At 36.0% G+C, this 25,402-nt stretch carries 24 protein-coding genes; 3 read left to right on the forward strand and 21 right to left on the reverse strand.

The features are described from left to right. The first annotated feature begins 18 nt into the window (after nt 1-18). Nucleotides 19-669, forward strand: coding sequence for an IS1096 element passenger TnpR family protein (locus tag IRJ18_RS15990; protein WP_194107313.1), 651 nt, complete (start codon nt 19-21; stop codon nt 667-669). Between the two features lie 46 nt (nt 670-715). Continuing rightward, the gene (gene miaA / locus IRJ18_RS15995) at nt 716-1,633 is read left to right on the forward strand and encodes a tRNA (adenosine(37)-N6)-dimethylallyltransferase MiaA (RefSeq protein ID WP_194107314.1); all 918 of its coding nucleotides are present in this window, start codon (nt 716-718) and stop codon (nt 1,631-1,633) included. Between the two features lie 14 nt (nt 1,634-1,647). Here miaA and fcl read toward each other — a convergent pair whose 3' ends face one another. From fcl to IRJ18_RS16030, 7 genes are read right to left on the reverse strand one after another with little or no spacing between them, the layout of a single operon-like run. Further along, entirely contained in the window at nt 1,648-2,574 is a 927-nt protein-coding gene (gene fcl / locus IRJ18_RS16000) for a GDP-L-fucose synthase (protein WP_194107315.1), read from the reverse strand. A gap of 37 nt (nt 2,575-2,611) precedes the next feature. Continuing rightward, nucleotides 2,612-3,736: a GDP-mannose 4,6-dehydratase gene (gene gmd, locus IRJ18_RS16005; RefSeq protein WP_194107316.1), complete on the reverse strand. Its 1,125-nt coding sequence runs from the start codon at nt 3,734-3,736 to the stop codon at nt 2,612-2,614. Between the two features lie 15 nt (nt 3,737-3,751). Beyond that, nucleotides 3,752-4,609, reverse strand: a complete 858-nt coding sequence (gene rfbA, locus IRJ18_RS16010) for a glucose-1-phosphate thymidylyltransferase RfbA (protein ID WP_194107317.1) — start codon at nt 4,607-4,609, stop codon at nt 3,752-3,754. 25 nt (nt 4,610-4,634) lie between these two features. Further along, entirely contained in the window at nt 4,635-5,489 is an 855-nt protein-coding gene (gene rfbD, locus IRJ18_RS16015; protein ID WP_194107318.1) for a dTDP-4-dehydrorhamnose reductase, read from the reverse strand. A 27-nt stretch (nt 5,490-5,516) separates the two neighbouring features. Then, the gene (locus IRJ18_RS16020; protein ID WP_194107319.1) at nt 5,517-7,019 is read right to left on the reverse strand and encodes a capsule assembly Wzi family protein; all 1,503 of its coding nucleotides are present in this window, start codon (nt 7,017-7,019) and stop codon (nt 5,517-5,519) included. Between the two features lie 26 nt (nt 7,020-7,045). Continuing rightward, entirely contained in the window at nt 7,046-7,909 is an 864-nt protein-coding gene (locus tag IRJ18_RS16025) for a hypothetical protein (RefSeq protein WP_194107320.1), read from the reverse strand. 3 nt (nt 7,910-7,912) lie between these two features. After that, nucleotides 7,913-8,923 (reverse strand): Gfo/Idh/MocA family protein, encoded by a 1,011-nt coding sequence (locus IRJ18_RS16030; protein WP_194107321.1) that lies wholly within the window; start codon nt 8,921-8,923, stop codon nt 7,913-7,915. Nucleotides 8,924-9,616: 693 nt separating this feature from the next. Between IRJ18_RS16030 and IRJ18_RS16035 the strand changes: the two genes are divergently transcribed. After that, entirely contained in the window at nt 9,617-10,789 is a 1,173-nt protein-coding gene (locus tag IRJ18_RS16035; RefSeq protein WP_194107322.1) for a glycerophosphodiester phosphodiesterase, read from the forward strand. Nucleotides 10,790-10,807: 18 nt separating this feature from the next. Here IRJ18_RS16035 and IRJ18_RS16040 read toward each other — a convergent pair whose 3' ends face one another. The 14 genes from IRJ18_RS16040 to IRJ18_RS16105 form a co-directional block, all read right to left on the reverse strand. Further along, on the reverse strand, nt 10,808-11,884 hold the full coding sequence (locus IRJ18_RS16040; RefSeq protein ID WP_194107323.1) for a DUF1972 domain-containing protein: 1,077 nt from the start codon (nt 11,882-11,884) through the stop codon (nt 10,808-10,810). Nucleotide 11,885: 1 nt separating this feature from the next. After that, nucleotides 11,886-12,986: a glycoside hydrolase family 99-like domain-containing protein gene (locus IRJ18_RS16045; protein ID WP_228072904.1), complete on the reverse strand. Its 1,101-nt coding sequence runs from the start codon at nt 12,984-12,986 to the stop codon at nt 11,886-11,888. Nucleotides 12,987-13,012: 26 nt separating this feature from the next. Beyond that, complete coding sequence (locus IRJ18_RS16050; RefSeq protein WP_194107324.1) at nt 13,013-14,155, reverse strand: glycosyltransferase family 4 protein; 1,143 nt, start codon at nt 14,153-14,155, stop codon at nt 13,013-13,015. 9 nt (nt 14,156-14,164) lie between these two features. Continuing rightward, nucleotides 14,165-14,941 (reverse strand): glycosyltransferase family 2 protein, encoded by a 777-nt coding sequence (locus tag IRJ18_RS16055; RefSeq protein WP_194107325.1) that lies wholly within the window; start codon nt 14,939-14,941, stop codon nt 14,165-14,167. A 52-nt stretch (nt 14,942-14,993) separates the two neighbouring features. After that, nucleotides 14,994-16,208, reverse strand: coding sequence for an O-antigen ligase family protein (locus IRJ18_RS16060; protein ID WP_194107326.1), 1,215 nt, complete (start codon nt 16,206-16,208; stop codon nt 14,994-14,996). Between the two features lie 133 nt (nt 16,209-16,341). Further along, nucleotides 16,342-17,061 carry a phosphocholine cytidylyltransferase family protein gene (locus tag IRJ18_RS16065; RefSeq protein ID WP_194107327.1) on the reverse strand — a complete coding sequence of 240 codons (720 nt, stop codon included), beginning with the start codon at nt 17,059-17,061 and terminating at the stop codon, nt 16,342-16,344. Further along, entirely contained in the window at nt 17,058-18,140 is a 1,083-nt protein-coding gene (locus tag IRJ18_RS16070) for an iron-containing alcohol dehydrogenase family protein (RefSeq protein ID WP_194107328.1), read from the reverse strand. Before IRJ18_RS16070 ends, IRJ18_RS16065 begins: the two co-directional genes overlap by 4 nt. Beyond that, nucleotides 18,137-19,654: a xylulokinase gene (locus IRJ18_RS16075; RefSeq protein ID WP_194107329.1), complete on the reverse strand. Its 1,518-nt coding sequence runs from the start codon at nt 19,652-19,654 to the stop codon at nt 18,137-18,139. The genes IRJ18_RS16070 and IRJ18_RS16075 overlap by 4 nt, the downstream gene beginning before the upstream one ends. 1 nt (nt 19,655) lies before the next feature. Further along, nucleotides 19,656-20,471 carry a class II fructose-bisphosphate aldolase gene (locus IRJ18_RS16080; RefSeq protein ID WP_194107330.1) on the reverse strand — a complete coding sequence of 272 codons (816 nt, stop codon included), beginning with the start codon at nt 20,469-20,471 and terminating at the stop codon, nt 19,656-19,658. Further along, nucleotides 20,472-21,278 carry a LicD family protein gene (locus IRJ18_RS16085; protein ID WP_194107331.1) on the reverse strand — a complete coding sequence of 269 codons (807 nt, stop codon included), beginning with the start codon at nt 21,276-21,278 and terminating at the stop codon, nt 20,472-20,474. 66 nt (nt 21,279-21,344) lie between these two features. Then, complete coding sequence (locus tag IRJ18_RS16090; protein WP_194107332.1) at nt 21,345-22,466, reverse strand: glycosyltransferase; 1,122 nt, start codon at nt 22,464-22,466, stop codon at nt 21,345-21,347. Continuing rightward, nucleotides 22,463-23,356: an NAD-dependent epimerase/dehydratase family protein gene (locus tag IRJ18_RS16095; protein WP_194107333.1), complete on the reverse strand. Its 894-nt coding sequence runs from the start codon at nt 23,354-23,356 to the stop codon at nt 22,463-22,465. Before IRJ18_RS16095 ends, IRJ18_RS16090 begins: the two co-directional genes overlap by 4 nt. After that, complete coding sequence (locus IRJ18_RS16100; protein WP_194107334.1) at nt 23,353-23,964, reverse strand: acyltransferase; 612 nt, start codon at nt 23,962-23,964, stop codon at nt 23,353-23,355. The genes IRJ18_RS16095 and IRJ18_RS16100 overlap by 4 nt, the downstream gene beginning before the upstream one ends. A 41-nt stretch (nt 23,965-24,005) precedes the next feature. Beyond that, on the reverse strand, nt 24,006-25,382 hold the full coding sequence (locus IRJ18_RS16105) for an oligosaccharide flippase family protein (protein WP_194107335.1): 1,377 nt from the start codon (nt 25,380-25,382) through the stop codon (nt 24,006-24,008). Between the last annotated feature and the right edge of the window lie 20 nt (nt 25,383-25,402).

Genomic DNA, 25,402 nt, shown 5'->3' on the forward strand with positions numbered 1-25,402 from the left:
AAAATCTATCTATAAAAAATGGCACTATACAGGTTTAGGGTATCTTTCGAGGACTATGATGATGTGATGAGGGAGATCGATATAAAATCGAATCAAACTTTTGAAGATCTTCACAAGGCTATACATCAGTCTACCGGCTATAGCCCCGAACAATCGTCTTCTTTTTATATCAGCAATGATCAGTGGACAAAAGGCGAGGAGATTACCTATTTACCCAATCAAAAAAGAATTGACCGCGGAATTTCTTTAATGGAAAAAGTAAAACTGAGTAGCTTTATAGATGATCCGCATCAAAAATTTTATTATACTTATAATTTCGACCGCCCTTACGATTTTCATGTGGAGTTGATGAAGATCATTCTGGATGAAGACCCTAAGATAACTTACCCGCACATTGTTAAAAGTGTAGGCGAAGCGCCAAAAATGTTTGCCAATAACTTTAATCCCACTGTACTGCCGCCAACAAATGAAGACTTTGATTTTTTAAACGAGATGGAATTTGTACCTGAAGATGCGGAAGATTTTTCGGAAGTAACTGATACCGGTGAAGAGGAGGAAGAAACACACGGGATTGATGCAGACGATCAGGAAGATGATGAAATGGACGAGTTTTCGGACAACGAGCACATGGAAGATGAAGGTCGCGGTCACGGGCATGATGATTATTAATATCAGTTAATAATTGATAGTTCATGGATCATAGTTAGCATTAACCATGAGCAAACCATCAAAAACACTTATTGTAATTGCAGGGCCGACGGCCAGCGGCAAAACCGCTGTTGGCATTCAACTGGCACGGCATTTAAATACAGAGATCATATCGGCCGATTCACGGCAATTTTACCGGGAAATGAGTGTTGGTACCGCCAAGCCAACTACAGATGAACTGGCGCATGCAAAACACCATTTTATCAATTCGCATACTATCACGGATAGTTTTAATGTAGGCGATTTTGAGCAACAGGGTTTGGCTTTGTTAGATACGTTATTCGAAACGCACGAAAATGTAGTAATGGCGGGCGGATCGGGCTTATATATTAAAGCCATTTGTGAAGGGTTTGACCAGTTGCCCGATGTTGACCCAACTGTACGCGAGCGACTCAATATGACATATGCTGAAAAAGGCATTTCCTTTCTACAAGAAAAGCTAAAACTTGCTGATCCGGAATATTATCAGCAGGTGGATATCAACAATCCTCAACGCTTGATACGCGCTCTGGAGGTATTTGAAAGCAGCGGACAGCCATTCTCATCGTTTCACAAAAAAGGGTTTAAACAAAGACCCTTCAACATTATAAAAATTGGCTTGGCGCTTTCCCGCGAAAAACTTTATGAACGCATTAATTTAAGGGTCGACCAAATGATAGCTGACGGACTTGTAGAGGAAGTAAAGGCGCTTATGCCATACCGGAGTTTGAACGCTTTGCAAACGGTAGGTTACACTGAAATCTTTGATTACCTGGACGATAAAACTGATTTACCGCGAGCTATTGAATTGGTGAAACAAAACACCCGACGTTTTGCCAAGCGGCAAATGACCTGGTTTAATAAAGACAAAGAGATCAATTGGATTGCACCGGGCGACGTGATCAATTTTGTAGCACAACATATACGCAACAAAGGCACCATTTAGGCGCCTTTGCAATACTAATATCTGCTTAAAAAATCCTGATAGGCCAGTTCAATGCCTTCTTCCAGTTCAATTTTATGTTTCCAGCCTTTGCTATGTAGTTTAGATACATCCATTAATTTGCGGGGGGTACCATCGGGCTTGCTGGTATCAAATTTCACTTCGCCTTCATATCCAATTATCTTCTTTATCAAAAACGCCAGATCTTTTATAGTGATATCTTTGCCGGTACCGATATTTACCAAGCCTTCTTCATCATAATTTTGCATCAGATAATAACAGGCCTCAGCCAGGTCATCGGCAAACAAAAACTCGCGCATAGGTGCTCCCGTTCCCCATATAGTTACGTCGGCGACACCGTTCACTTTGGCTTCATGGAACCTGCGAATCAACGCTGGTAAAACATGTGAATTTTGTGGATGATAATTATCGTTATACCCGTATAAGTTGGTTGGCATTACCGATATAAAATTGCATCCATACTGGGCACGATAGGCATCGCACATTTTTATACCGGCAATTTTTGCAATGGCGTATGGTTCGTTAGTTGGTTCAAGTAAACCGGTAAGCAGGTAATCTTCCTTTAGTGGCTGTGGCGCCATTTTAGGATAAATACAACTGGAGCCTAAAAACATCAACTTTTTAACCCCGTTTACATATGATTGATGTATAATGTTGTTTTGGATTTGTAAATTATCATATAAAAACTCGGCACGATAAGTATTATTAGCAACAATACCACCAACTTTAGCTGCCGCCAGGAAAACATAATCGGGCTTTTCTGCAGCAAAAAATTCAGTAACCTGTTGCTGGCTGCGCAGATCGAGTTCGCTGGATGTACGTGTAATAATATTAGTATAGCCTTCTGTAGTTAATTTACGATGAATGGCCGAACCAACCATCCCCTTATGCCCGGCGATATATATTTTAGCTTGTTTTTCCATTAAAAGATGTTTATAGGTAGCTGTAGATTTAATCAAATTACTCGTATTGATTTTTAATGGTGTATCCCGAGTCTTTCAATAATTTTTCCTTTCGGAATAATTCCAGATCGGCGGCAACCATTTCACTTACCAGGCCCTGCAGATCATATTTGGGTTTCCAGCCCAGTTTCTCCCATGATTTTGTCGGATCGCCGATTAGTAGTTCAACTTCAGTTGGACGATAATATTTAGGGTCGACAGCAACTACCTCGGTACCCGGGGCAACTTGATATAATGGATTACTACAACTAACCACATAGCCTTTTTCTTCAGCATCTTTACCTTTAAATTCAATAACAATACCTACTTCAGCAAAAGCCATGCGCACAAATTCGCGCACACGGGTAGTAACACCTGTAGCAATTACAAAATCTTCAGGGGTTTCTTGCTGCAATATGAGGTACATGGCTTCCACATAATCTTTGGCGTGTCCCCAATCACGTTGTGCATCCAGGTTACCCAGGTAAAGTTTATCCTGCAAACCCATAGCAATTTTAGCTGCGGCACGTGTAATTTTGCGGGTCACAAAAGTTTCGCCACGTAAGGGGCTTTCGTGATTAAATAATATACCATTGCAGGCATACATTCCATAAGCTTCACGATAGTTAACAGTTATCCAATAGGCATACATTTTTGCTACCGCATATGGCGAACGCGGATAAAATGGTGTAGTTTCAGACTGAGGGACTGCTTGTACAAGGCCATATAACTCTGATGTTGATGCCTGGTATATCTTGGTTTTTTTGATGAGCCCCAACAAGCGCACTGCCTCTAATATACGCAGGGTGCCAATTCCATCAGCATTTGCAGTGTACTCAGGTGTATCAAAACTTACTTTTACATGAGACATTGCCCCCAGGTTATATATCTCATCGGGCTGAACTTGTTGAATAATGCGTATCAGGTTTGTTGAATCTGTCAAGTCGCCATAATGCAAAGTCAATTTTACTTTATCTTCGTGCGGGTCCTGATATAAATGATCTATCCTATCCGTATTGAACAAGGAACTGCGGCGTTTTATACCATGAACTTCATAACCTTTAGCTAATAATAATTCTGTTAAATAGGCTCCGTCCTGACCTGTGATACCTGTTATTAAGGCTACTTTTTTATTTGATGACATGTATAGTTACAGTAATTAATTCAGTTTTAATAAATATTGTCCATACCCACTCTTAACGTATTTTTGGGCAATTTGCTTTAATTTTTCTTTTGTAATGAAACCTTGTTGGTAAGCCACTTCCTCAATGCAGCCAATTTTAGTATCCTGGCGCTTTTCAATTACACGTACAAACTCAGTTGCATCGCTTAATGAATCAAACGTACCTGTATCCAGCCAGGCAGTTCCACGGTCCATTACACCAACGTGTAAATTACCCTGTTCAAGATAATGTCTGTTCACATCTGTAATTTCAAACTCACCACGAGAGGACGGTTTAATATTTTTTGCTATTTCCACTACGCTATTATCGTAAAAATACAAACCTGGTACTGCGTAATTTGATTTTGGTTGAGTTGGTTTCTCTTCAATAGAAAGTGCTTTAAAATGTTCATCAAATTCCACAACACCATAACGTTCGGGATCGGCAACCTTATAGGCAAAAATAGCGGCGCCATCTACATCGTTAAAACTGGCAATTAATTCGCCGAAACCAGTACCATAAAATATATTATCACCTAATATCAATGCAACTTTATCATTACCAACAAACTTTTCGCCTATTACAAATGCTTGTGCAAGGCCATTAGGTACTTCCTGTATCGCATACTCAAAATGACAGCCCAACTCCTTCCCATCACCCAGTAAACGCACAAATCCGGGGTTATCTTCGGGGGTTGTAATTATTAAAACTTCGTTTATACCTGCCTGCATTAAAACCGATAATGGGTAATAAATCATAGGCTTATCATAAATAGGCATCAATTGCTTACTTATGGCTTTAGTTATTGGGTAAAGACGAGTACCAGAACCGCCTGCTAAAATAATGCCTTTCATATTATAAAATAATTACGCTAAGATACTAAATCAGTGCTGCAATGCAATCTTTCAAACTATCACGCCAATAAGGTATTGACATATCAAAGGTTGACTTTATCTTACTTTTATCCATAACAGAGTAAGCAGGCCGCCTGGCTGGGGTGGGGTATTGATCGGTAGTGATGGGCAATACCTCGGTAATGATATCAGTAAGGTCAAATATAGCTTTGGTAAAATCGAACCAGGATGCAACTCCTTCATTACTATAGTGATAGATTCCATAGTCAGTTTTACCTGATTCGATGATCTGCAAAATGGCTTTTGCCAGATCAATACCATAAGTAGGGGTGCCGATCTGATCTGCTATAATTCGCAGTTGGTCTTTTTCTTTACCTAAACGTAGCATGGTTTTCACAAAATTGTTTCCAAATTCAGAATACAGCCAACTGGTACGTAAAATATAATACTTGTCTGCAAATGTAATAATGTCCTGCTCTCCCTCTAATTTTGTAAGGCCGTAAACACTTAAGGGCTTAGCTGGATCTTCTTCATTTAACAGGCGGGGTACATTCCCCTCAAAAACAAAATCGGTAGAGATGTGGATAAGTATTGTGTTGTATTGTTTACAGGCTTTGGCAAGGTTTGCAGCGCCATCTTTATTAATTTTACGGGCCAAATCTATATTGTCTTCAGCTTTATCTACGGCAGTATATGCCGCGCAATTTATGCAGTAAGCTGGCTTATACTCATCAAATAAAATATTGATGGCTTGCTGATTCAAGATGTTAGCAGATGATTCATCGGGAAAAACGATGTTAGAAATACCGCTATTTTCTGTTACCCGCTTTAAACAATGTCCTAACTGTCCCGATGCGCCAAACACTAAAATATTATTCATAATTAGACGAAATTACCTTTTATAAAATTAATTAAAGGTTTTTTTTAGTTTAAACATGATACCGGCCGAGTCGTAATATAATCCACCCATATCACCAGCCAAAGCCGCGCCGATTGTTAAATTTCTTTCTATCTTTTTATTCGCTTCTACATAAACTGAAAGCTGATTGACCCGACCAAACAAACCAAATACGGGCGGATAAAATGTTTTGCTATGCGAATGGCCTTCAGGACTGGTGCCAAACGTGCCATAGTTGTGCGAGTATGTTAGTTTAGTTTGCAAATATAGCCCTTTAATATTCCCCTCGGCTCCAGCATGAAATGCCCAAACACGATTATCAATTACATAGTCTTTAATATCAGCTGCTAAACCATCGCGCGTGTAAGCCCTAGTTGCCAGTAACGGATTACCTAAATTTAAGCCTCTGTAATCCCAGCCATTGATATATTCATAATTATTATAATAGTTTTCATCACCAGATGTTGTAAAAGTTGAGCTGTAATAACCTGCCTGGTCTTTTGTATAAACTACTTCAAAAACCAATTTATGCCAATCTACCTGCTTTTTACCAAATCGTTTATTGGTAAAACTTATCCCATTTATCCCGTCTAATATATTAGCCAGGTGTCCAATAGCTCCAATATCATAAATATTTTGCCGGTAAATCATCATGCGCGTATCATCAAACTCATATTGCATGCTTATATCAACCGAGCCAATATGGTTACCCACTTTGGATACCAATGAGCGTTGCAGCAGATCTTCAGGATCTGGTGGGTAATAGGTTTTGCCAATTGCTGAATATACGAACACCTGTGGCAGGCTAAGTGTAAAGTATTGCCCATATACTTTTCGCTCATCTGTAAACATTACGTGATGGTTAATACCTCCATAAAGTGACAAGCGCCAATCAGGCCGCCCAAGTTTAACGTAAATAGAATTTTGTTGATAGTAAGCGGTAGCATGATCGATGTATCTATTTAGGCCGATAGGCACATCGCCCACAATACCTACAGCATAACTTGCTTTAATGGAAAATAACTTGTTAAAATATTTTAATTGGTAATAATCTGGCATTGCAATAGATACTTGCGGGATACCTAAGGCATTATTTGATATACTGAAAGCACCAGATGATAAGGTTGTGTCAACTATACCTATAATTTGGTTAAAACGGCCGGCTTTAACTTCAAAAATGCCTTTCTTTAGTTTTAAATATGCTTGTAATAACGTGGTGTTTGAATTGTTGCCTACATTTGCCCTGACCTGCAAGCCACCGCCCCATTGAAAGGAAGAACGACTGGTATCGTTATAATTTTTAACTATTGAGCCTATAATACCCGTTGATAACCCGGTAAGTGGAATATTGCCATTTTGATTTGCGCGTAACCAAAATGGGAGTTTACCTGACGGTGTAATACCTACTTGCCCCTCAACACTATATTCAAATTCTTTTTTTTGAGCCTGCAAATTTATTGGGGGCACGGCTATTAAAAATATAACAACAAACCAAATTTTACTGTGAGACATTGGTAAAGTAGATATGATAACCAAGACTAGTGCTCGGCGTCAAAATGATGAATATTTTCAACTGTGTTTTGTATGTTAGCTTTTGACGATGCACCAAATAGTATTGATTCAATATTGGGTAAAGAACAAACATATTCTATAGCCTCCCTAGGCGCGATAGCACCACCGCCCAACACCTGCATTGCTACTGCGCGAAATTTTCTGGTCTTTAAATATTCTTCATAAATCTCCTTACCGCCTGACATCCGGAAGCCTGCTTTATTTATAGAGGAACAAATAATAGGGTTAGTAATCCCTCCTTTTTCAAGTACATCCAATAATTTAGGCATATTCATGGTAATGAACCCTGCGTCAGCGTTATATTTCTTTTTTACATAATGATGAAAAGCAATTAGTATTTCATCGGCACGCAGCCCAAGAAATAGATCTGTAATTACGTTTTGCAAAAAAATAACCGGTGTTTCAATGCCTTTAAACATTTTCATCTCAGCATCTACCAATAATTCCATAATTGACAAATAATCCTTTGATAAAAACGCCACACCTCCTTTAAACAGCGAGCCAAAAAAATTCCCTGGAACATATTGCTTAAGTGTACCGGCAATACCCAATTCCGTTACGGCATTAGCATATTTATGCGCATAAGGCATACAGGGGAATATTTTAAATCCGTTATATTTCTCGGAGTTATCGCGAATGATACTGCAAATGTTAGCAATCCTATCATGTGTAGTACACATGAAAGTGTTTATCCCCAAAGATCTAGCCTCATCGAGGGTTTTAATAATAGCGCTATCATCCTTAAATTTAATAGACTGAGCTCTGGATTTTTCATCTGATATATGGTTGACAGCAAAAAACTGGTTATCGCCAAAAAGTATTCTTTCCATTATTTATTTAGCACTGCTTTTAATTAATTCAATAGCCCTATCGGTATACCAGGCACTTTCAAAAGTATTTATCGTATTTGGTGCCTTATCTGCTACCACGTTTATAAAATAATCCAACTGAGCCGAGTATTCTTCGCCTCGCAAATAAAAATCAACTTGTGGCGTTAAATCAGTAATATATTTCAAATTCCACCCTTTTACATATCCTTTTTGCCCTGAGGGGTCTTTTAAAAAAACTTTAAGTTCATTTGCATCAGAAATAATTTTACCGTTAGATCCATTTATCGTAATTGAAGTAGACATTTTACGATAAGTTTCATCACTCCAATTTACCGATAATATACCATTGATATTATTGGACAACTCTAACAAGGAGTATACCGAATCCTCAACATTTTTTGAATAGATGGATTTGAGCAAACTGCCCTTAACGGCAGTTACAGGAGAAAGAATATCATTTATAAGATCAATTACATGCGATGCATAATCAAGTAAACAACCACCACCTTCTGAAGGATCAGACCGCCAGGTATCCTGTTTAGGTTTAATTACCACAGGGCCGTACGCCTCGCCAACAAAATGGTCAATTTTACCTAATATGCCACTATTAACAAGACGTTTCACTTCACTAAAAGTACCTACGAACTTGTTATGATAACCAACCTGATTTTTTAGACCTTTATTTTTAGCAAGTTCTACAAGTTCGTTACCTTGTGCTGATGTTAAACAAAACGGTTTTTCTGCAAATACGTGAATCCCGTTTACCAGCAAATCTTTAATAATGGTGTAATGAAACTTAGTTGGCACCGCTACTACAACAGCGTCAGGCTTCACCTCGTTTACCATTTTTTGATACTCCGTAAAACAATTAAAATTGCCATACTTAGATAAAAAATCATTTACCATTTTAGACGTATCGCAAACTCCAACCACCTCAACGTCAGGATGTGCGCCAAGTATGGATAAATGCGAAATCCCCATTTTGCCAGCACCAATTAATGCAACTTTAATCATTTATTATTTTTTTGTTGTTTCTATCTAAGCACTTTATAAATTCAGCAACCAGCGGACAGTTGCTTTAATTGACGATAGGTTTTAATAATGTGAATGGCACACACTATATTTATTATTACCGCAATAAATATTGTATTTTGGTTCAAAAATATGGATAAATAACGAATTTTTTGTTAAAAATCATATTAATTATCCCTTTCTTTAATGTACATGTATTAATAAGCACTCTTTAAACTGTCATTTATCCAAGGACAGTAATAAAAAGCTTGAAAGCATTATAAAACCGTTAGATTACTATGAAATCCTCTTATCCAAACATCTAGGCGATAGGAGAAACTTACATGGCTCTGGAAAATTAAGCAAACATTTAGGTTTAATAATTATTGTAGAACTTAACCTAATCTATAAACCTATTATTATTTGCATAAGATAGTGAGCAATTGGGCCAGTTTGATATACACGGATAACAGATTCAGAAGTAACTGTTTTTAAAGAATAAAATAACCAATGACGTTACTTTTATTGCAAAATAATATTATTATTGTAACAGATTCCCCTAAGAATCAAACTATTAATTAAATGGGCAATTATTTCTTCATATTTTTACAAACTTCCTATAGAAATGCGTAATGTGGGTTTGTTTAAAATAAAAGGGATTTATGTATGATAGTTGTCTCCATCCAATACAATTAAATGAAAACAGTTTTACCCCTAACCCAAAAACAATCTTATTACGCTCTGGGCAAAAAAATGTTGATTTTTTATACCCTTTCTATAATGGGGTTCGTTTCGTGTAACAAGGATAAGGATATTGTAGCTGTTCCTGCTGCAAATATACCCGCCACAACTACTACGATACCAACACCAGTAACTCCGGCAGTATCTTATACCAATACTTTTAATCCCAGCATTACTTTTTCCAATTATACCTACAATAGTGGTACTGCAAAAAATTTTATTGGTAAACTATATCCTAGTACTTTAGTTGGGAAAGCATTTTTTTCTGAAGCCGATGCTAACTATGTATATTTCAAAAATGACTCATTATTTTTAACAGAAACCGGCAAAACGAAAATCATTGCGGAAAAATTTTTAAATATCGATTTACTTTTTACGGATAGTATAAATTACAAGAAATCTTTTACCCTTGTATACGATCAATTCTTAACAAATAAGGTTATTGCCCATAAAGGCGCATTCGTAAAACTTGGTCTTCCGGAAAATTCATTAGCTGCATTAAAACAGGCGTTTGTTATTGGAACACAGGGATCAGAATTTGACGTGCATTTAACCTTAGATAAAGTTGTGGTAGTTAGTCACGATGATGTTTTCGGTGGCATAAGTATTGAGAAATCCACTTATCAGGAATTGTGCGCTAAAAAACTTTCTAATGGGGAAACTATACCTACTTTACTTAGCTTTTTAACTGCAACTGTGACGCAAAACAGAACCAGGCTTGATTTGGAAATTAAACAATCGGTTATAAGCAATGCGGCCGGCATAGAATTAACCGATAGCGTATTAAGTTTGGTTAACCGTACAAAGGCCCAGGCATGGGTAAGATATACCAGCTATGGCTCTGATATACTAGCTCACATAGCTAAAGTAGATGTCACATCAACAACCGAATACCTTTCAGGTACTTTATCTGCAACGCAATTGAAAGGGTTAGGTATAACAGGTATGGATTTTTCATACGATATTTATCAAAAAAATGAGACACTGATAGCAGACGCCCGAAAAAATGGCTTATTTCTAAGCTCGTTTACCATTAATGATCCTGTTGTAATGCTTTGGTGGCTAAGCAAAAATCCAGACGGTATAGTTACCGATCAGCCCGAGCTTGCGCTGCAGTACTCTAAGTAACGGTAACTACACTTTGTTTTATGATAATATTACTTGCTTATATTTTTCGGCAATATCTTTCCACACATAATTTTCATGAGCAAACGCCTGTAAATTTTCACCAATTTGTTTTATATTATACGTTTGATAGGCTTTAACCATAGCCCTAAGCTCTTTGGCATCGTTAAAATAAACAGCCAAATTATTAGTTGTCTTTTCATTGTAGCCTGATGCGTAAGCAAATACCGGCAGGCCCAGGTACATGGCTTCCGCAAGCGAGGGATTAGTTCCCCCGGCAGAATGCCCATGGATATAAATGGTACAATTACTGCGTAAAATATCCAGTTTTTCCCTGTCGTAAATCGCGTCAAGCAATATCACATTTTTTTTATTCTCGTTGGCAACCTTTGTCTGTTTACCATAATCGGAATTATTCCAGTTGCCTACAATAACCAGCGGGATACAATCACAATTAGCAAAAGCATCTAATATCATATCAATATTATTATCTTGTTGGATACGCGTGACTGTAAAAGCGTAAGGCTTATCTAAAAACGGATAGTCGATTAACGCCCGAGGGGTGATGTCACGATAAACAGCCTGATCCCCGCCGTATGCAATCAGCGTACTGCATTTTTGATAAGTAGCTTCTATATATTCCTGAATTCCTACGTTATCAGATATTATTTTACCACAATTCTCTATCAACAACTGTTCGGCTTTCTTAATAATTTTTTGTGCAAAGGCCGACCACTTGTTTCTTTTCCAGTCTAACCCACCAATATTAAGTATCAGCTTCTTTTTTTGTCGTTGCGTTAACAACGGCATTACAAATCCTCCACCAAAACCTAAAAACAAAACACGATCATAAGTATAAATTGCATTAAGGAGTGATAAACTATCATAAATTATACCTTTGGCACCATGCGACGTTACGGGTAAATATTTTAAATGAGCATTTTTATAAATAGTCAATTTACTATCCATGTCTGCTGACGAACAGTAAACAGTAATATCCATATCAGCTGCCAAGTGTTCCACCAAATATTCGGTCAATGTCTCAAAACCACCATAATTATTCGGGATTCCCCTAATACCCACTATCGCTAAACGCATCTTATTTTCTAATAGATTGTTTTTGTTTAAGACCTAATGCCCATTTTAGGCCGTTATATGGCTCAATTTTCTTTGATTCAGTCGGTGTCAAATAGCCACCTTCGCCATATTCATTCCAGGCATATAATACAGCTATTTTCTCGGGCGTAGCATAATCTGCATTATCATTAAGCCATTTAACGCACCCTTTAACAGATGCATATACAGACTGAGCCGAATACCCTATAAAATATGGCTTTTTCATATAATTGTTTTGGGTATCTGCCCAAGGGCGCGGGTCCCAATTTAATGTTGAAACCGGGATGTATTTTAAATTACTTACTTTAGGGAACATATCCCAAATCTTATATTCCTCAACACGCAGGTTTTCAATAGGTGCTTCTTGTTGCCCTTTAATAAACCCAACATTACAATAATTATAACCAGTTAAAACATCAAAACCACAGTCTTCAGCTACAGAAGTTTCGTTACGTCCCGGGCCTAAACAAGCAGCAATTGAAACACCTGCTAAACCAACTTTATTGGCTTCCAACTTTAAACTATCAAAAGCTTTATGCACAAGATCAGCCGAACCAAAGTTTTCAATTAAAGACTTTACGGAAAAGAAAACAATTAATGGTTTTTTATTAACCGTTAAATAGTTACCCGATTTAAATTGCTTTATCCATTCTTTCACAACTACGGGCCACTCTTTTGTTCCTATTAACGAGCCTGCATGATTAGCTACTAAAAGGCAAAATTTCAATCTTTTCTTAACTGAGGATTTGTTGTATAACATTAATCCCCGGTTTAACGAATCAATTGGTTTACTGGTATTATAATACCAGCAAAAACTAAAAAAAGATAGCCCGGCGTTGGCCGCTGCATTTATTTGTGCATCAATAATGCTTTGCTTACTCGTTACCCATCCCCAAATTGGTTTACGGAATGAGTAATCCTCGATAAGCGACTTTGTCAAATGGCTATTATTAGTATCTTTTGTCCACCCATCAAAATAGTAGGCACCTATGCAAGGTTCTACATTTGAAGTTATTTTATGACTTTGCGTGCAGCCCTGAATAGTAAATAAGCAAAAAAACAAAGCAACAAATAACATTTTCATACAATGGAAATTTGGGTTGCAGTTAATTACTCAATATTTAGCGAATCTATTAAACTAAAAACATTTTTTTCAAATGCCGGCAAAGAGAAATTGTCAAGTGCTCGCTTTTTACCGGCTTCTCCCATATTTATTCGTAAAGTAGGGTCTTCAATTATTGCTGATATACTATCAACGGCTTGTTCTGCATTATCCCAGGGTATCAAAGCACCGGTTTTGCCTTGCTGTACCATTTCTATAGCTCCACCATGTTTTGTAGCAACTACAGGCTTGCCAGCCGCCATTGCCTCTAATATCACCGTTGGCAGCGGATCTGGCAGAATGGAAGGTAAAATAAAGATGTCTAGTCCTTTTAATATATATGGAATATCGGTCCGATAGCCTAAGTTATATACGTTCTTTTCTAACTTATTATTATCAATTATTTGCTTTATCTCATCGTAAAGGTATTCATAACCCGGATACACATCGCCAACCATAACAAATTTAACGTTAGGGTACTTTTTGCACAACAAAGTGGTTATTTCCAAAAAATATTTTTGACCTTTCCATAAGTTAACCCGGCCAATCATCCCAATAAGTATATCGTCATTGGTTAACTGCAATTCATCACGCAAACCGTCTTCGGCATTAATAATAGGCTGGTAATCTATCCCATTATAAACCGTGTGAATAATATTTGCATCCAGATATTTTTCCCAATGTTTTTTTACTTCGTTTGAAACAACGATCACCAAATCGGCAAATTTCTTTATGTGCCAACCTATAAACTTTGTAAATAAAGCCGGCTTTTCAATAATCTCATGAATATGCCATATGTGTTTAATTTTGCAGCTATTTGCTACGTACGCCCCTATTAATACGCCTGTTGTATTTGAGTAAAGTAATTGTATATTTTTGCTTTCTACAATTTCTTTTATTTCTCTTTTTGCTTTGGTTAAAGCCCTAACTCTATTAATTAATCCTTTAGGGTTTAGATATTTTCTCCGTAATATCCCCATTTTCATAATGATAACCTCAATTCCATGCTCACGTAGCACATCTGCCAAAGGGCCTTCTTCAGAAAGAATCACCGTAACACCATATTTTTTCCTTAAAAAATCAGCTACTGTGTACAGAATCTTACTTCCTCCATATAAATCGGAAGTACCGTGAAGTATAAGAATATTCATATTGCGTAATTAAACTGATTTTCTGAAATAAGCATTTATCTGTAATTTAGCTAACAACTTTTTACCGAAAAGCTTAATTACAAGATAGAAGTAATGGGTGTTGGCCATTAACCAATTACTATTTGTAGCAACTAAAAGTATGTCCCGATGTTCTTTTAAAGCTTTATAGCCCGCACTTACGCCGCCATCTCGCATTTTAACAGTTACGGCATTTACAAAGCCTGCTTTTAATTGATCCTGTGCACGTAATAAAAGCTCGTAATCTCCATTGATCCTAAAATCAAGATTATAATTTCCATATTGTTTGAAGTAGGCGCTATTATGTAAAGAGCCTGGATGAGCAAGGTGATTAGTTTTTTTAAATTCATCCCATTTCCATGGGCATCCCTTTGTGCGAATAACGGTTTCACCATCCTGCTTTACAAGGATCAATTTCGAACACACAAAATCGAAATCTGTACCTACTTGAATGAAATATTTTGAATATGCTGTTAAGGCCCCTGGCAATAATACATCATCACTTCCCAAAAAAGCAATCCAGTCTCCTGTGGCCTTTTCAATTCCTTTATTCCATGCATCATAAATGCCATTGTCCTTTTCACTTATCCAATACGCTATGTGTTTTTCATACTTTTTAATTACGGCAATCGTATCGTCGGTAGACCTCCCATCAATTATGATAAGCTCATAATTACTATAATCTTGGCTAATTACGCTTTCAATTAATCCCTGCAAGTATTTCTCACCATTAAAAACAGCAGTTATAATTGATATTTTGTTGTCCATTTATTTAAGATCAAATCATATAATATTTTCATATTCCTATTATTTACAATATTTACGAAATATTGGTTTTGCTTTGCTGATTTGGCACACTTTGAAAGCGTACAAATGATGAAAAAACAAAAATAAAGAAAAATGGCGTACCGCTAATGGGTTCGGAAATAATAGAAAATACAATTATCAGGAAAAAGAGCGGTCTCTCGAACTTATTGTTGTTAACTATTTGGTTTTTATATAGGCCATATAACATATATAATCCCATTGGGATACCAAACCATGCTAAAATTTGTAACAATCCGTTAGTGTAGCCGCCACTTAAATCGCCTTGGGTTTCAAGATAGCCAGAGGTAAAGAGATCAGCTTCTATATTTCCAACAAATTTTTTCGTTAATAAGTATTTAGCATCAAATACTCCGTGCCCTAACAAAGGCTTCTCTTGTATAAGTTGCATACCAATCAAATAATCGCGGTAGCGGGCTATGCCAGAAGTATTATCGGATCCGATTTTTGCTTGAACGTTTCTCCATACAAAAAAAACGCCGCCCGACAACATTAGGGTGATTATAAGCAACAGAATTACCCTTTGCTTATGCGTTTTATAATAAAAAACCAAATAAAAGAAATAATTAACTGACAAACAGATATATCCTGTAGTAGAACCGGATGATATAATAGCTAAAACAATTAATGCTATAAGTAAAGTTGGCTTTTTTAATTTAATACTCAAAAATAAAAAAATATTTAAAAAAAGCTGTAGCAAACCTGGTTCCCAAAAAATCCCAGTGTTTCTGCCAGGGTTTAAAACATCGGCCGTTACATAAAATAGATAAAAAAATGTTTTGTAAGGGTAATCGAACGCTTTAGTTAATGAAAAAAGATTCGGCCCTATTAAAAAAAGGGCCATACCTATACAGGAGTGTATAAAAACAATCGTAAGTACGTTATATAAATCTAATTTAAACTGAACAATGCCTTTTTTACGGTACCAAGCTAAAAAAACATACGATTCTATTACAATCAGGCACATAAATAACGACCTCGCAAACGATGAATCGGGGTTTACTAATTTAGTAAGTAATATAAACACCAGTGATGACAATAGTATGCTGGCATCTTTTTTATCCATTAACAAGAATCCCTTACGGCATAAATAAATCACAAGCAATGCAAGGAAAGTGCCTTGCCCTCCAAAAAAACGTATTCCGCAACTTTGGATAATTATAAGTCCTACTGGAAGTATATTTTTATTAAAAAAATAATGACTCTTCATTTAATATATTCACATATTTGTCTATGTGCTGGCTTAGCGGAGATAAAGATGGCACAAGCATATCTTTAAATTATATGCAAATGATAGATTAACATAGCTTGTATACTAATATTAAAAGGCAAATCGCCTTATGTTATATTACTGGTACTTTAAACATTTGTTTCGCTAACAAATAGTCAGCTTCGAAATCAACTTCTATAAAATCAGCATCTTGAATATCATAAGCCCTTACATCTAGTTGTTTATTAATTGCTATTTGCACTACAGCTTCCATATAAAAGTCAAGGTTATTAGTCATAAATAACTCCTTTGATGCTTTTGTTATAAATGGGATGATTGATGACGAGAACTTGGCAATGCCTAAAAATTCACCATCGGCTGCAGTACCTTCCATCGTTTTATTAATTTCCACCAATCGACCGGCGGCATCAATAACAACTTTCATCTCTTCTTCGCCGCATTCTTTCTTTTTATAAGGCATTACGATATCTCCTGAAGCATGCATTAATTTTTCCCAAACGGAATACTCTACAAGAGTATCTGCGTGGAGAAATAAAAAATCGTCATTTATTTTTTGTAAAGCTATGTACAAGGAACCTAACACATTACAAGTACTCCAAAACGGGTTATACACGCAATTGACCTTGCTATACTTTCTTACATGATCTTCTACTTTTTGAGTATTAAATCCGGTTACAATCTCGATACTATCAACATTTAATTTTTGCAGTATCGCTATATTATAGTCAAGTAGCGTACCGCTATCATTTAACTTTAATAATGATTTAGGTAAGTCAGTTGTATGGTTACCTAATCGACTGCCTTTACCGGCAGCCATAATAACTCCTATCATATTGAGTTTTTTAGTATATTTAAAATTGTATCTATTGATTTGTAGCACGGATCAGTATTTAGATTACCAGTCACTTTAGCAGCAATCTGTGCTATATCTGCTTGATTAGCACCTAACCACATTAAATTGTAATCTATTTGTAAATCCTGTTTTAGCAATTGTATTTTGGCGATTAACTTATCGACAGTTAAACCCAAGTCGTTAGCTAACATAGCAAATTTGTCGGTAGTAGATACCTCCTTAAGCCATCCCTTGTATAATACAATAAGACCCTGTGCATGCGTTGTATTAGTAAATGGTCCTAACGCATATTGTATTCGATGAGGTAAGCATGTTGTACTTAAGGCTAGGTTAGCTCCCATCATTGTTGCTGCTATAGCCATTTTTTGCAAAGCTATTTGATTTTTGCTTACAGCTTTTTTTAAATTAGTAAAAACAACATTAATAGAAGCAACAGATTGGTATTCAACAATTGGGGATGAGGCAGTAGATACATAGGTTTCGATAGCATGTGTTAAACAATCAAATCCAACCTCCGCAATCAACTTAGCTGGGGCAAACGCATAAAGATCTATATCCAACAATACTTTATTAGGTTGCAGCAATTCCCCCCGTATCCCGCCTTTTACACCTGCATTTTTATCATAAATAATTGCTCCATAGGATAGTTCTGCACCTGTACCCGCAGTGGTAGGAACGGCATAAACTGGTATGTTTGTAGTAGGCAATTCTTGTCTACTGTAAAAAAAGTCAATAATAGTTTTACCTTGCCAACCAATAGATAAAGCTTTAGCCGAATCAATCACTGAGCCTCCGCCTATGGCGATGATTAAATCAGGTTTTGCCACTGTATCAATCAAGTATTGCAAATCATCAATTGGGGCATCTGGTTTAATTTTATTAAAAACAGTTGTTTTATACGTTTCCGATACATTCTCTATGAAATGGAGAACACAAGGATGGGCATGTACAGTTGGACTGCTTAATACCAATATGTGTTTAACATCCGTATCTATATAATTAACTAAATCTTTTAATTTACTAATGATAACATTAGGCGATAACTTATATATACTCATAAGTTTCTTACGATTTCGTTTTCATGTACAATTTTACTGCGCAGTATGACTTTATGCCTATCGTATAACGGTAATAACTGGGTGTTTAACTGTCTATACAGGTCAAAGTATTGGTTATATATTTTATTTCTTTTTTCTGACGGGTATATTGTTTTCCTTATTTTTACAACTTGCTTAATTGCATCTTGTAAAGAACTATATATTCCTGAGGCAATGCCCATTAAAATAAAAGCGCCGATAGACGTACTTTCAAAGTTATCAACAACATGAACAGGTTTATTACAAACATCTGCTTTTATTTGATTTATAGTGTCAAATCTGGCCAATCCACCGCTAACAGAAATCGTTTCAACGGGTACTACATCATTTTCTATTAATTCTATCAGATCTCTTGTTACATATGCTGTAGATTCAAATACTGCCCGGGTAAAATCTTTTATGGTTGTGCTTCGGTTTATACCAAAGAAAGTGGCGGATGCATTAGGGGCTATAAAAGGTGACCGTTCACCCAAGAGATAAGGTAAAAATACTATCCCCCCACTTCCAATCGATGAAAGTTGGGCTTGATTTTCCATTTGAAAATACACGTCGTTACCATCGTTTTCAAAAAAGGCTTGCTTACACCATTCTATTAAACCGCCACCTAGATTATTAGATGATCCTATTATATATTTATTTAAAAAATCAAACGATTGTGCAAGTAATACCTTATTACTTGAATTGAGCGGTGTATCTCTTATTAAACGTACAGAAGTTACTGTACCAGAAACATCGCACGCATTAGTTGGCTCACCATTACCCGACCCTATTACCGCACAAATCGCATCGTAAGTGGTTAAAACAAATTGACAATCCTTATTGAATTTATATTTGGTAATAATATCCCCATCCACAGGCAGTATACTTCCAATGTTTAAGATTGTAGGTAGCGTATCAATTCTGATGCCCATTGCATGTACAACTTCTTTCTGATATACACCATCTATGCTCAAGGCTTTACTGGCATTAAGGGTATCTGTAAATATCTGCTTAGTAAAATAATAGTTCAATAACTCTGCTGCACCTAACCAATAAGCTACCCTGACAAAAATTTCCGGATAGTTATCCTTAAACCACATTGCTTTAGGTATTAGCGACGATACAGGACAGATCATATCTTTTTTTATGTTTTTTACAGAGAGATACTGCTGTATTATATCCACTTGTGGCAAAGCACGTTTATCAGAAACCATTAATACTTTGGTTATGGGATAAAATGCTTCATCAACGCCTAAAATACATGATGAACTTGTTGCAACTGTTACTCGCAAAATCTTATGGCTCAAATCTGTATTTTGAGCCATATCGCTCAGTATCTTATCAAGCAGCAGAAGCCATTCTGTTGCGTCCTGTTCAACTCTTTCCAAAAAAAGATAAGTGTGTACCGGGTAAGATTTTGCATATACCTGATCGCCTGAATTGTCAAATACTATCCCCCTGATAGACTTTAATCCCAAATTAATAACCAGATTCATTTCAGATACTAAATTTTAAAATATAGGTTTCATAAAATGGAACAAGCCTTTCTGTTATAAATTGTGAAAATTTAAACTCATCGTAAGTTTTACTTTTATTACTATATTCACTTAAAAGCTTATTATATTCTATTTTTAATGCAGTAGACACATTAATTTTTACTACGCCGTACTCTATAGCTTGACGCACCATCTCATCCGGCATACCCGTTCCACCATGTAATACCAGGGGGGTTAAACCAAGTACCTTTTGTGCCTCAAGGAGTTTTTCAATTTTTATCCCTTCAGTAGACGAATAAACACCGTGCGCATTTCCTATGCCAAGCGCCAGCAAATCAAATTGCGCGCTTTTAGAAAAGGTGTCTAATTCTTGTATGGAATAATAATTTCCAGTCTCTATACCTACCCCATCTTCAATACCCGTAATTGCTCCCAATTCTGCTTCAAGCATGCTATTGTGTTTTGCGGCATATTGATACATTTTATTGGTTATGTTAATATTTTCATGAAGAGGTAATGATGAACCATCAAACATCACCGAGGCAAACCCTGCATCTATACATTGCTCTATTAGCTTAGGATTTAAACAATGATCAAGGTGAAAATAACAAAAATCACACTGGTATTTCTGAATTAATCTAAAAAGATCAAAGCTTTCGTGAAAATATGGGATATATTTTGCTGAAAATTGTGCAATTACCGGAGTATCGTTTTTTTTTGCAGCAAAATATAAAGCATTTAACTGATAAATATTTTGAACATTGAATGCGATCAATGCTTTCTTTTTTTCTAAGAAATCGTTTACAACAATTCTCATTTATATATTATTTGTCCAAACTAATGATTCTTTGTGATCGCATGGTAAACAAGGCTCTGGTTGTTCAATGTGATGCGTTGTCCTTTTATTTTCAGGTGGTAATTCCATGTAGTTTCCATATTGCCTCGTCAGACTATCATGCCAACCATTTGGTATGGTAACTTCCATATCTTCAAATTTCACACGTATTAGCGGCGTTAATTCTTTTTTATAAAAAAAGAAACGCCCATAGGTTAGTTGAGCCCAATTATGTAAGTAATTGCATGTATAAACAAGTTTGTTAGGTATGGTGCGGCTTATCCATTTTAATACCTTGGCTCGGCGTGCATTATTGTTCGTACCTTTTAACAAAAAATTTTGAAGTATGATAAAAAAATTGCTAGGTATAAATGCTTTGTCGTAAACAAAAATATCTAATTGCAATCCATCATGATATTGGTACTTATTTTTTGTATACCGGCTGTATCTATCACGTAATTTAGCATCAACATAATCACATGCTGGATACTTAGGGTCGGTCTCAGTTGTCTGGAAAAAAATATCGCCAGGAAGCAATGGAACCACTTCCGTTACAAAACGTTCATAATTTGCTCGGGTCATCCCTAAATCCAAGTCATCATCCCATGGGATAAAGCCTTGATGCCTTATGGCTCCTAAAAGCGATCCGCCTATCAAAAAATATTCGATTTGATGTTCATTACATAAAAAATCAAATATTTTAAGCATTCTTAACATTACAGCCTGGCATTTTGCTATTCGGGTCTCTGGTCGTAATCTGGTATCAGGAAATAATGTATTAAACTCCATGCACTATTTAAATATTAAATACAACTAAGTGATAGTTGTGCTTTGATCACCGGGGTGGGGTATTTGTTATTTACTTTGAAAAATATCTAAAAGTTCTTTTCCAAAATTTTGAATGTTCCTGGTGTAATCCATGTAAACAGGTTCTGGTTTTTGTTCTAAAACTTTTTCAATGATTTCAGCAAGCATTACTGGGTTATTCGGTTCAAAGAAACTACAATTTTCAGATATTTGCTCTTTATGAACATCAATGTTACTTACAATTATAAAATGGTTTAGGGCTTTAGCATCTTCAACCACCGTGCTCCATCCTTCAAAAAGAGATGGTTGTATAATCGCTAATGAATTTTTCATTAACATTAACTGCTCGTCGCGATCAATAAACCCTAAAAAAACGACATTGCGTTCTATTCCATTTTCTTTCACATATTCCTCAAGCGACGTAAAGTATTCCTTATTTCTACGGTCTTTAGGGCTGCCGGTAAAAACAGCCTGAAAATTGAGATTCTTTTGCTTAAGAGCCACTATCGCTTCTAAAATAATTTTGTGGTTTTTATGTTTCCAGAATTGGTTAGGTGTCACAAAGTAGTTATTACCAATATTGTATTTCTCTTTTAAGGTTTCAATTACCACATGTTTATATTCAGGTAAAATGCATGCAAACCTTAGCAATTTAGTTTCGCAAGTATGGTGCGGGTAAAATTTCTTAAAATCATTTATTGCATTTTGACTGCTTAATACTACTATGCCTTTGCTTTTTGCAATATATTTATGCCTTTGGGCCCTTGCAATTATTTCCTCTTTGGAAAACAATTCAGGAAAATAGTATTCCTGAAAATCGGGCACCCAAAAAAAAGATTGCTTACCAAAATGCAAAAACTTAACATAGGGATAAACTACATCAACTTTATCTTTGAATGAAATTGCACGTCCAAACAATTTTATCCAAATAAAGTTGGCAAGTTTGGTTAAAGCAGAGTGATTATTTACTTCACAAAATTTAATATATGGGTAATTAATTTTAATAATATCGTCAATAGGCGATGTTTGATTGTGAAATATGTACAATTCGGGTTTTAGGTCATCATTCAACAGATTTAGCGCGTTTATTATATTTAACATGTAAATTACACCGCCTGCCCATGTTTTGTAGTTACCAAAAAAGCACAAACCTAATTTTAATCTTTTCATACAGTTTTAGCCCAGCTTATATATTGTTTAATTCCGGTTTCGATATCTATAGCATATTTATATCCCATTGCCGTTAGTAACGATATATCAGCCCGCCAATAAAGTGGATCGCCCGGCTTTGTATGCCCGTTAAAAACAACCTCTTTGCGTAACTGATAATGTGTTTTAAAATAGTCGGCTATTTGCTTAATACTAATTTCTACACCATTGCCCACGTTTATAAATTCACCTTCAAAGCGGGCATTGTGAATGCAACAATCAATGGCATTAACCAAATCGTGTATGTTTATAAAATCCCGTGTTTCGTTACCTGTACCAAAAAGCTCGACGACAGCATTGGTTGTAAATTTTTTATGCAAGTCCCACAGCAATTGTTTGGTTAAGCCTGCGCCATACGCCGAGAAAATCCGAAGCGAACAGGTTGAGATTTGGTAATAGTCGTAAAACTCTTTACATATCATTTCAGCCTGCATTTTGTGCCAACCATAAGGCGATATAGGCGCAGGAATAAAACTTTCCTTAACGGGCAGCGCTGCGGGGTTGCCATATATAGCTGCACTGGATAAATTGATAAACTTGCAGGCTGGCTGATGTATTCTGATAGCATCCAACATTTTAAATACATTTTGTGTATTTAAAATATAATCTCTTAACGGATGTATTAATGAATCGGGCACACTCGCCGCCCCGGAGCAATTGATACATACATCAGGTTTTACAGCTGAAAATATAGCATGGAAATCGGAATTGGTAGCATCAATAGTTATGTAATTGGTTTTTAAGTAATCAACTGCTACATCACACTCATAAACATTATAGTTTTTGCTGAGTAAAAAATCGGCCAGGTGGCTGCCAATAAATCCTTTTGAGCCTATTATTAATAATTTCATTGCGTTAACGTTTTAACAACTTTTGCAGGATTGCCTGCTACAACCGTCCAGGCCGGTACATCTTTAGTAACCACGCTGCCTGCCGCCACTATTGCACCCTCGCCAATGGTTACCCCTTTTAATATAATACAGTTCATGCCTATCCACGCGTCCGAGCATATCTTAATAGGCTTTGTTTTTACAACATCCCAATTTTTACCTGCAATAAAGTTTAACCCCGCCTTGTAGTCTTTTACTTGCTGAATCAAATCGTTACGCCGATCTCTAAAATCAAGGGAATGAGAGTTATGATCATAAAAATATCCACCCCATGCAACAAATACATTGTCACCAAATTCGATCTTTGATCGGCATATTATATTTGTTCTGCCTAAAAATGTATTATTACCAATAACAACTTCTCCCTGTCCTGATTCGAAAGTTATTTGACAATCTAATATTGAATTATTTCCAACACGTACATATTTTTTCCTGGGATAAGGGTTTATGATATTAATATTGAAATTTTCAAAAAGGAACGAATCACCCATATCAATATATTGTGATAAGTGTTTTAGTCTATTTTTAAATAGAATTTTTTTTACGCTATCTTTTATACGGGATATCATATAAACTATTATGTTTTATCGCCATGCATTGAATCAATATTCTACTTGTTCCATATTCCAGTGGCGCTATTAGCTAATAGTTTATTCGTTTGTAATATACTAAAAGTGATAGATCCAATCATGGTAGTTATAGTTGCAATAGGAATACCAATTATGCCGAAATGAAAAACTTTTATAAGAACGATTGCAATTGGAATATTAAGAACCATAGAGACAATAGCAGTAAGCAGTTGTATTTTCACCTTACCAACGCCATTCAAAAAATTAGCAAATATTACCCCGCAATTCATTGTTATAAAATATAACAACATAATCAGCGACAAGGATGTAGGTACTACAACTTTGCCTTGGGTCCATATGTCATACAATGGGTTGGCAAATGCAAATTGTATCAGTTCAATGACAATTAAAGCACACCAAATCATTAATAATCTTTTTAGTGCCGTTTTTATCCAACTCCAATCATTTTCGGCGAGTGCTTTAGTAGTCATTGACCAAAACGGCACCAACGCAATGGTAAATATAATATTTGTTACGCTAAAATATTTAAACGCTATATTATAAGTTGTAACATTTGCTGGGGTAAAAAACTGTGCAATGATAAAGTTATCCGATGCATATAAAACAAGCGCCGCAATTTGAATAATAAAAAAACTAAGCCCCAAATTTAAAAGACTTTTAATATGGGTAACTTTAATATGCGTTACAGATGGCCTTATGCTTCTATATTTTTTAGTATATAATACAATACTTGTTATAAGAAACACTAATACAGGTACTGAAGCATAAATTGCGGCCACACAGGTTAGCGAGTTTAAATGTAATACTTTCAAAAAATACAACCCAATTAAAATAAATACCTGTACCAAAGTGTTAGTAAGATCGGCTAAGGCCGACCTTTGAAACGACAACATGACGGTATTAATTAACCGCAACACAAATTGTACAAACAGTAAACTTATGGCATATAAAACGGCGCCGTCTAAATCTCCTTTTATATTAAGCGGAGCGTTAAACACTTTTGGCCAATTAATAAACTGATTCGCCACTAAAAATATTATTAATAACAGGCCAAATATTACGCTTAATGCAGCATAGGTTGTTGATACATACACCCTTGCTTCGTCATATTTTTTTAGTGCTACAGCGGCAGTTAACCTATTACGCAACCCGTTGCCAAAGCCTAAATCAAATAGGGCAAACCAACTTAAAACGGCAGTTAGTGTTAACCATATACCGTATTGTGTAGTATTTAAAAAGCTAAGCACCAGCGGTATTGTCAAAAAGTTTACCGCAATATTTACGCCTTTTATAAAGAACGAAAAAAAAGCGTTACGCAACACCACCTTGCTTTTTTCATCTTTAGCGGAAAATTTATCGACTATTTGGGCAGGAATAAACTTTCTTAATCTATCCAACTTATTTAATATTTCGGGTG

The sequence above is a fragment of the Mucilaginibacter boryungensis genome (genome assembly GCF_015221995.1).
Classification (GTDB): Bacteria; Bacteroidota; Bacteroidia; order Sphingobacteriales; family Sphingobacteriaceae; genus Mucilaginibacter; species Mucilaginibacter boryungensis.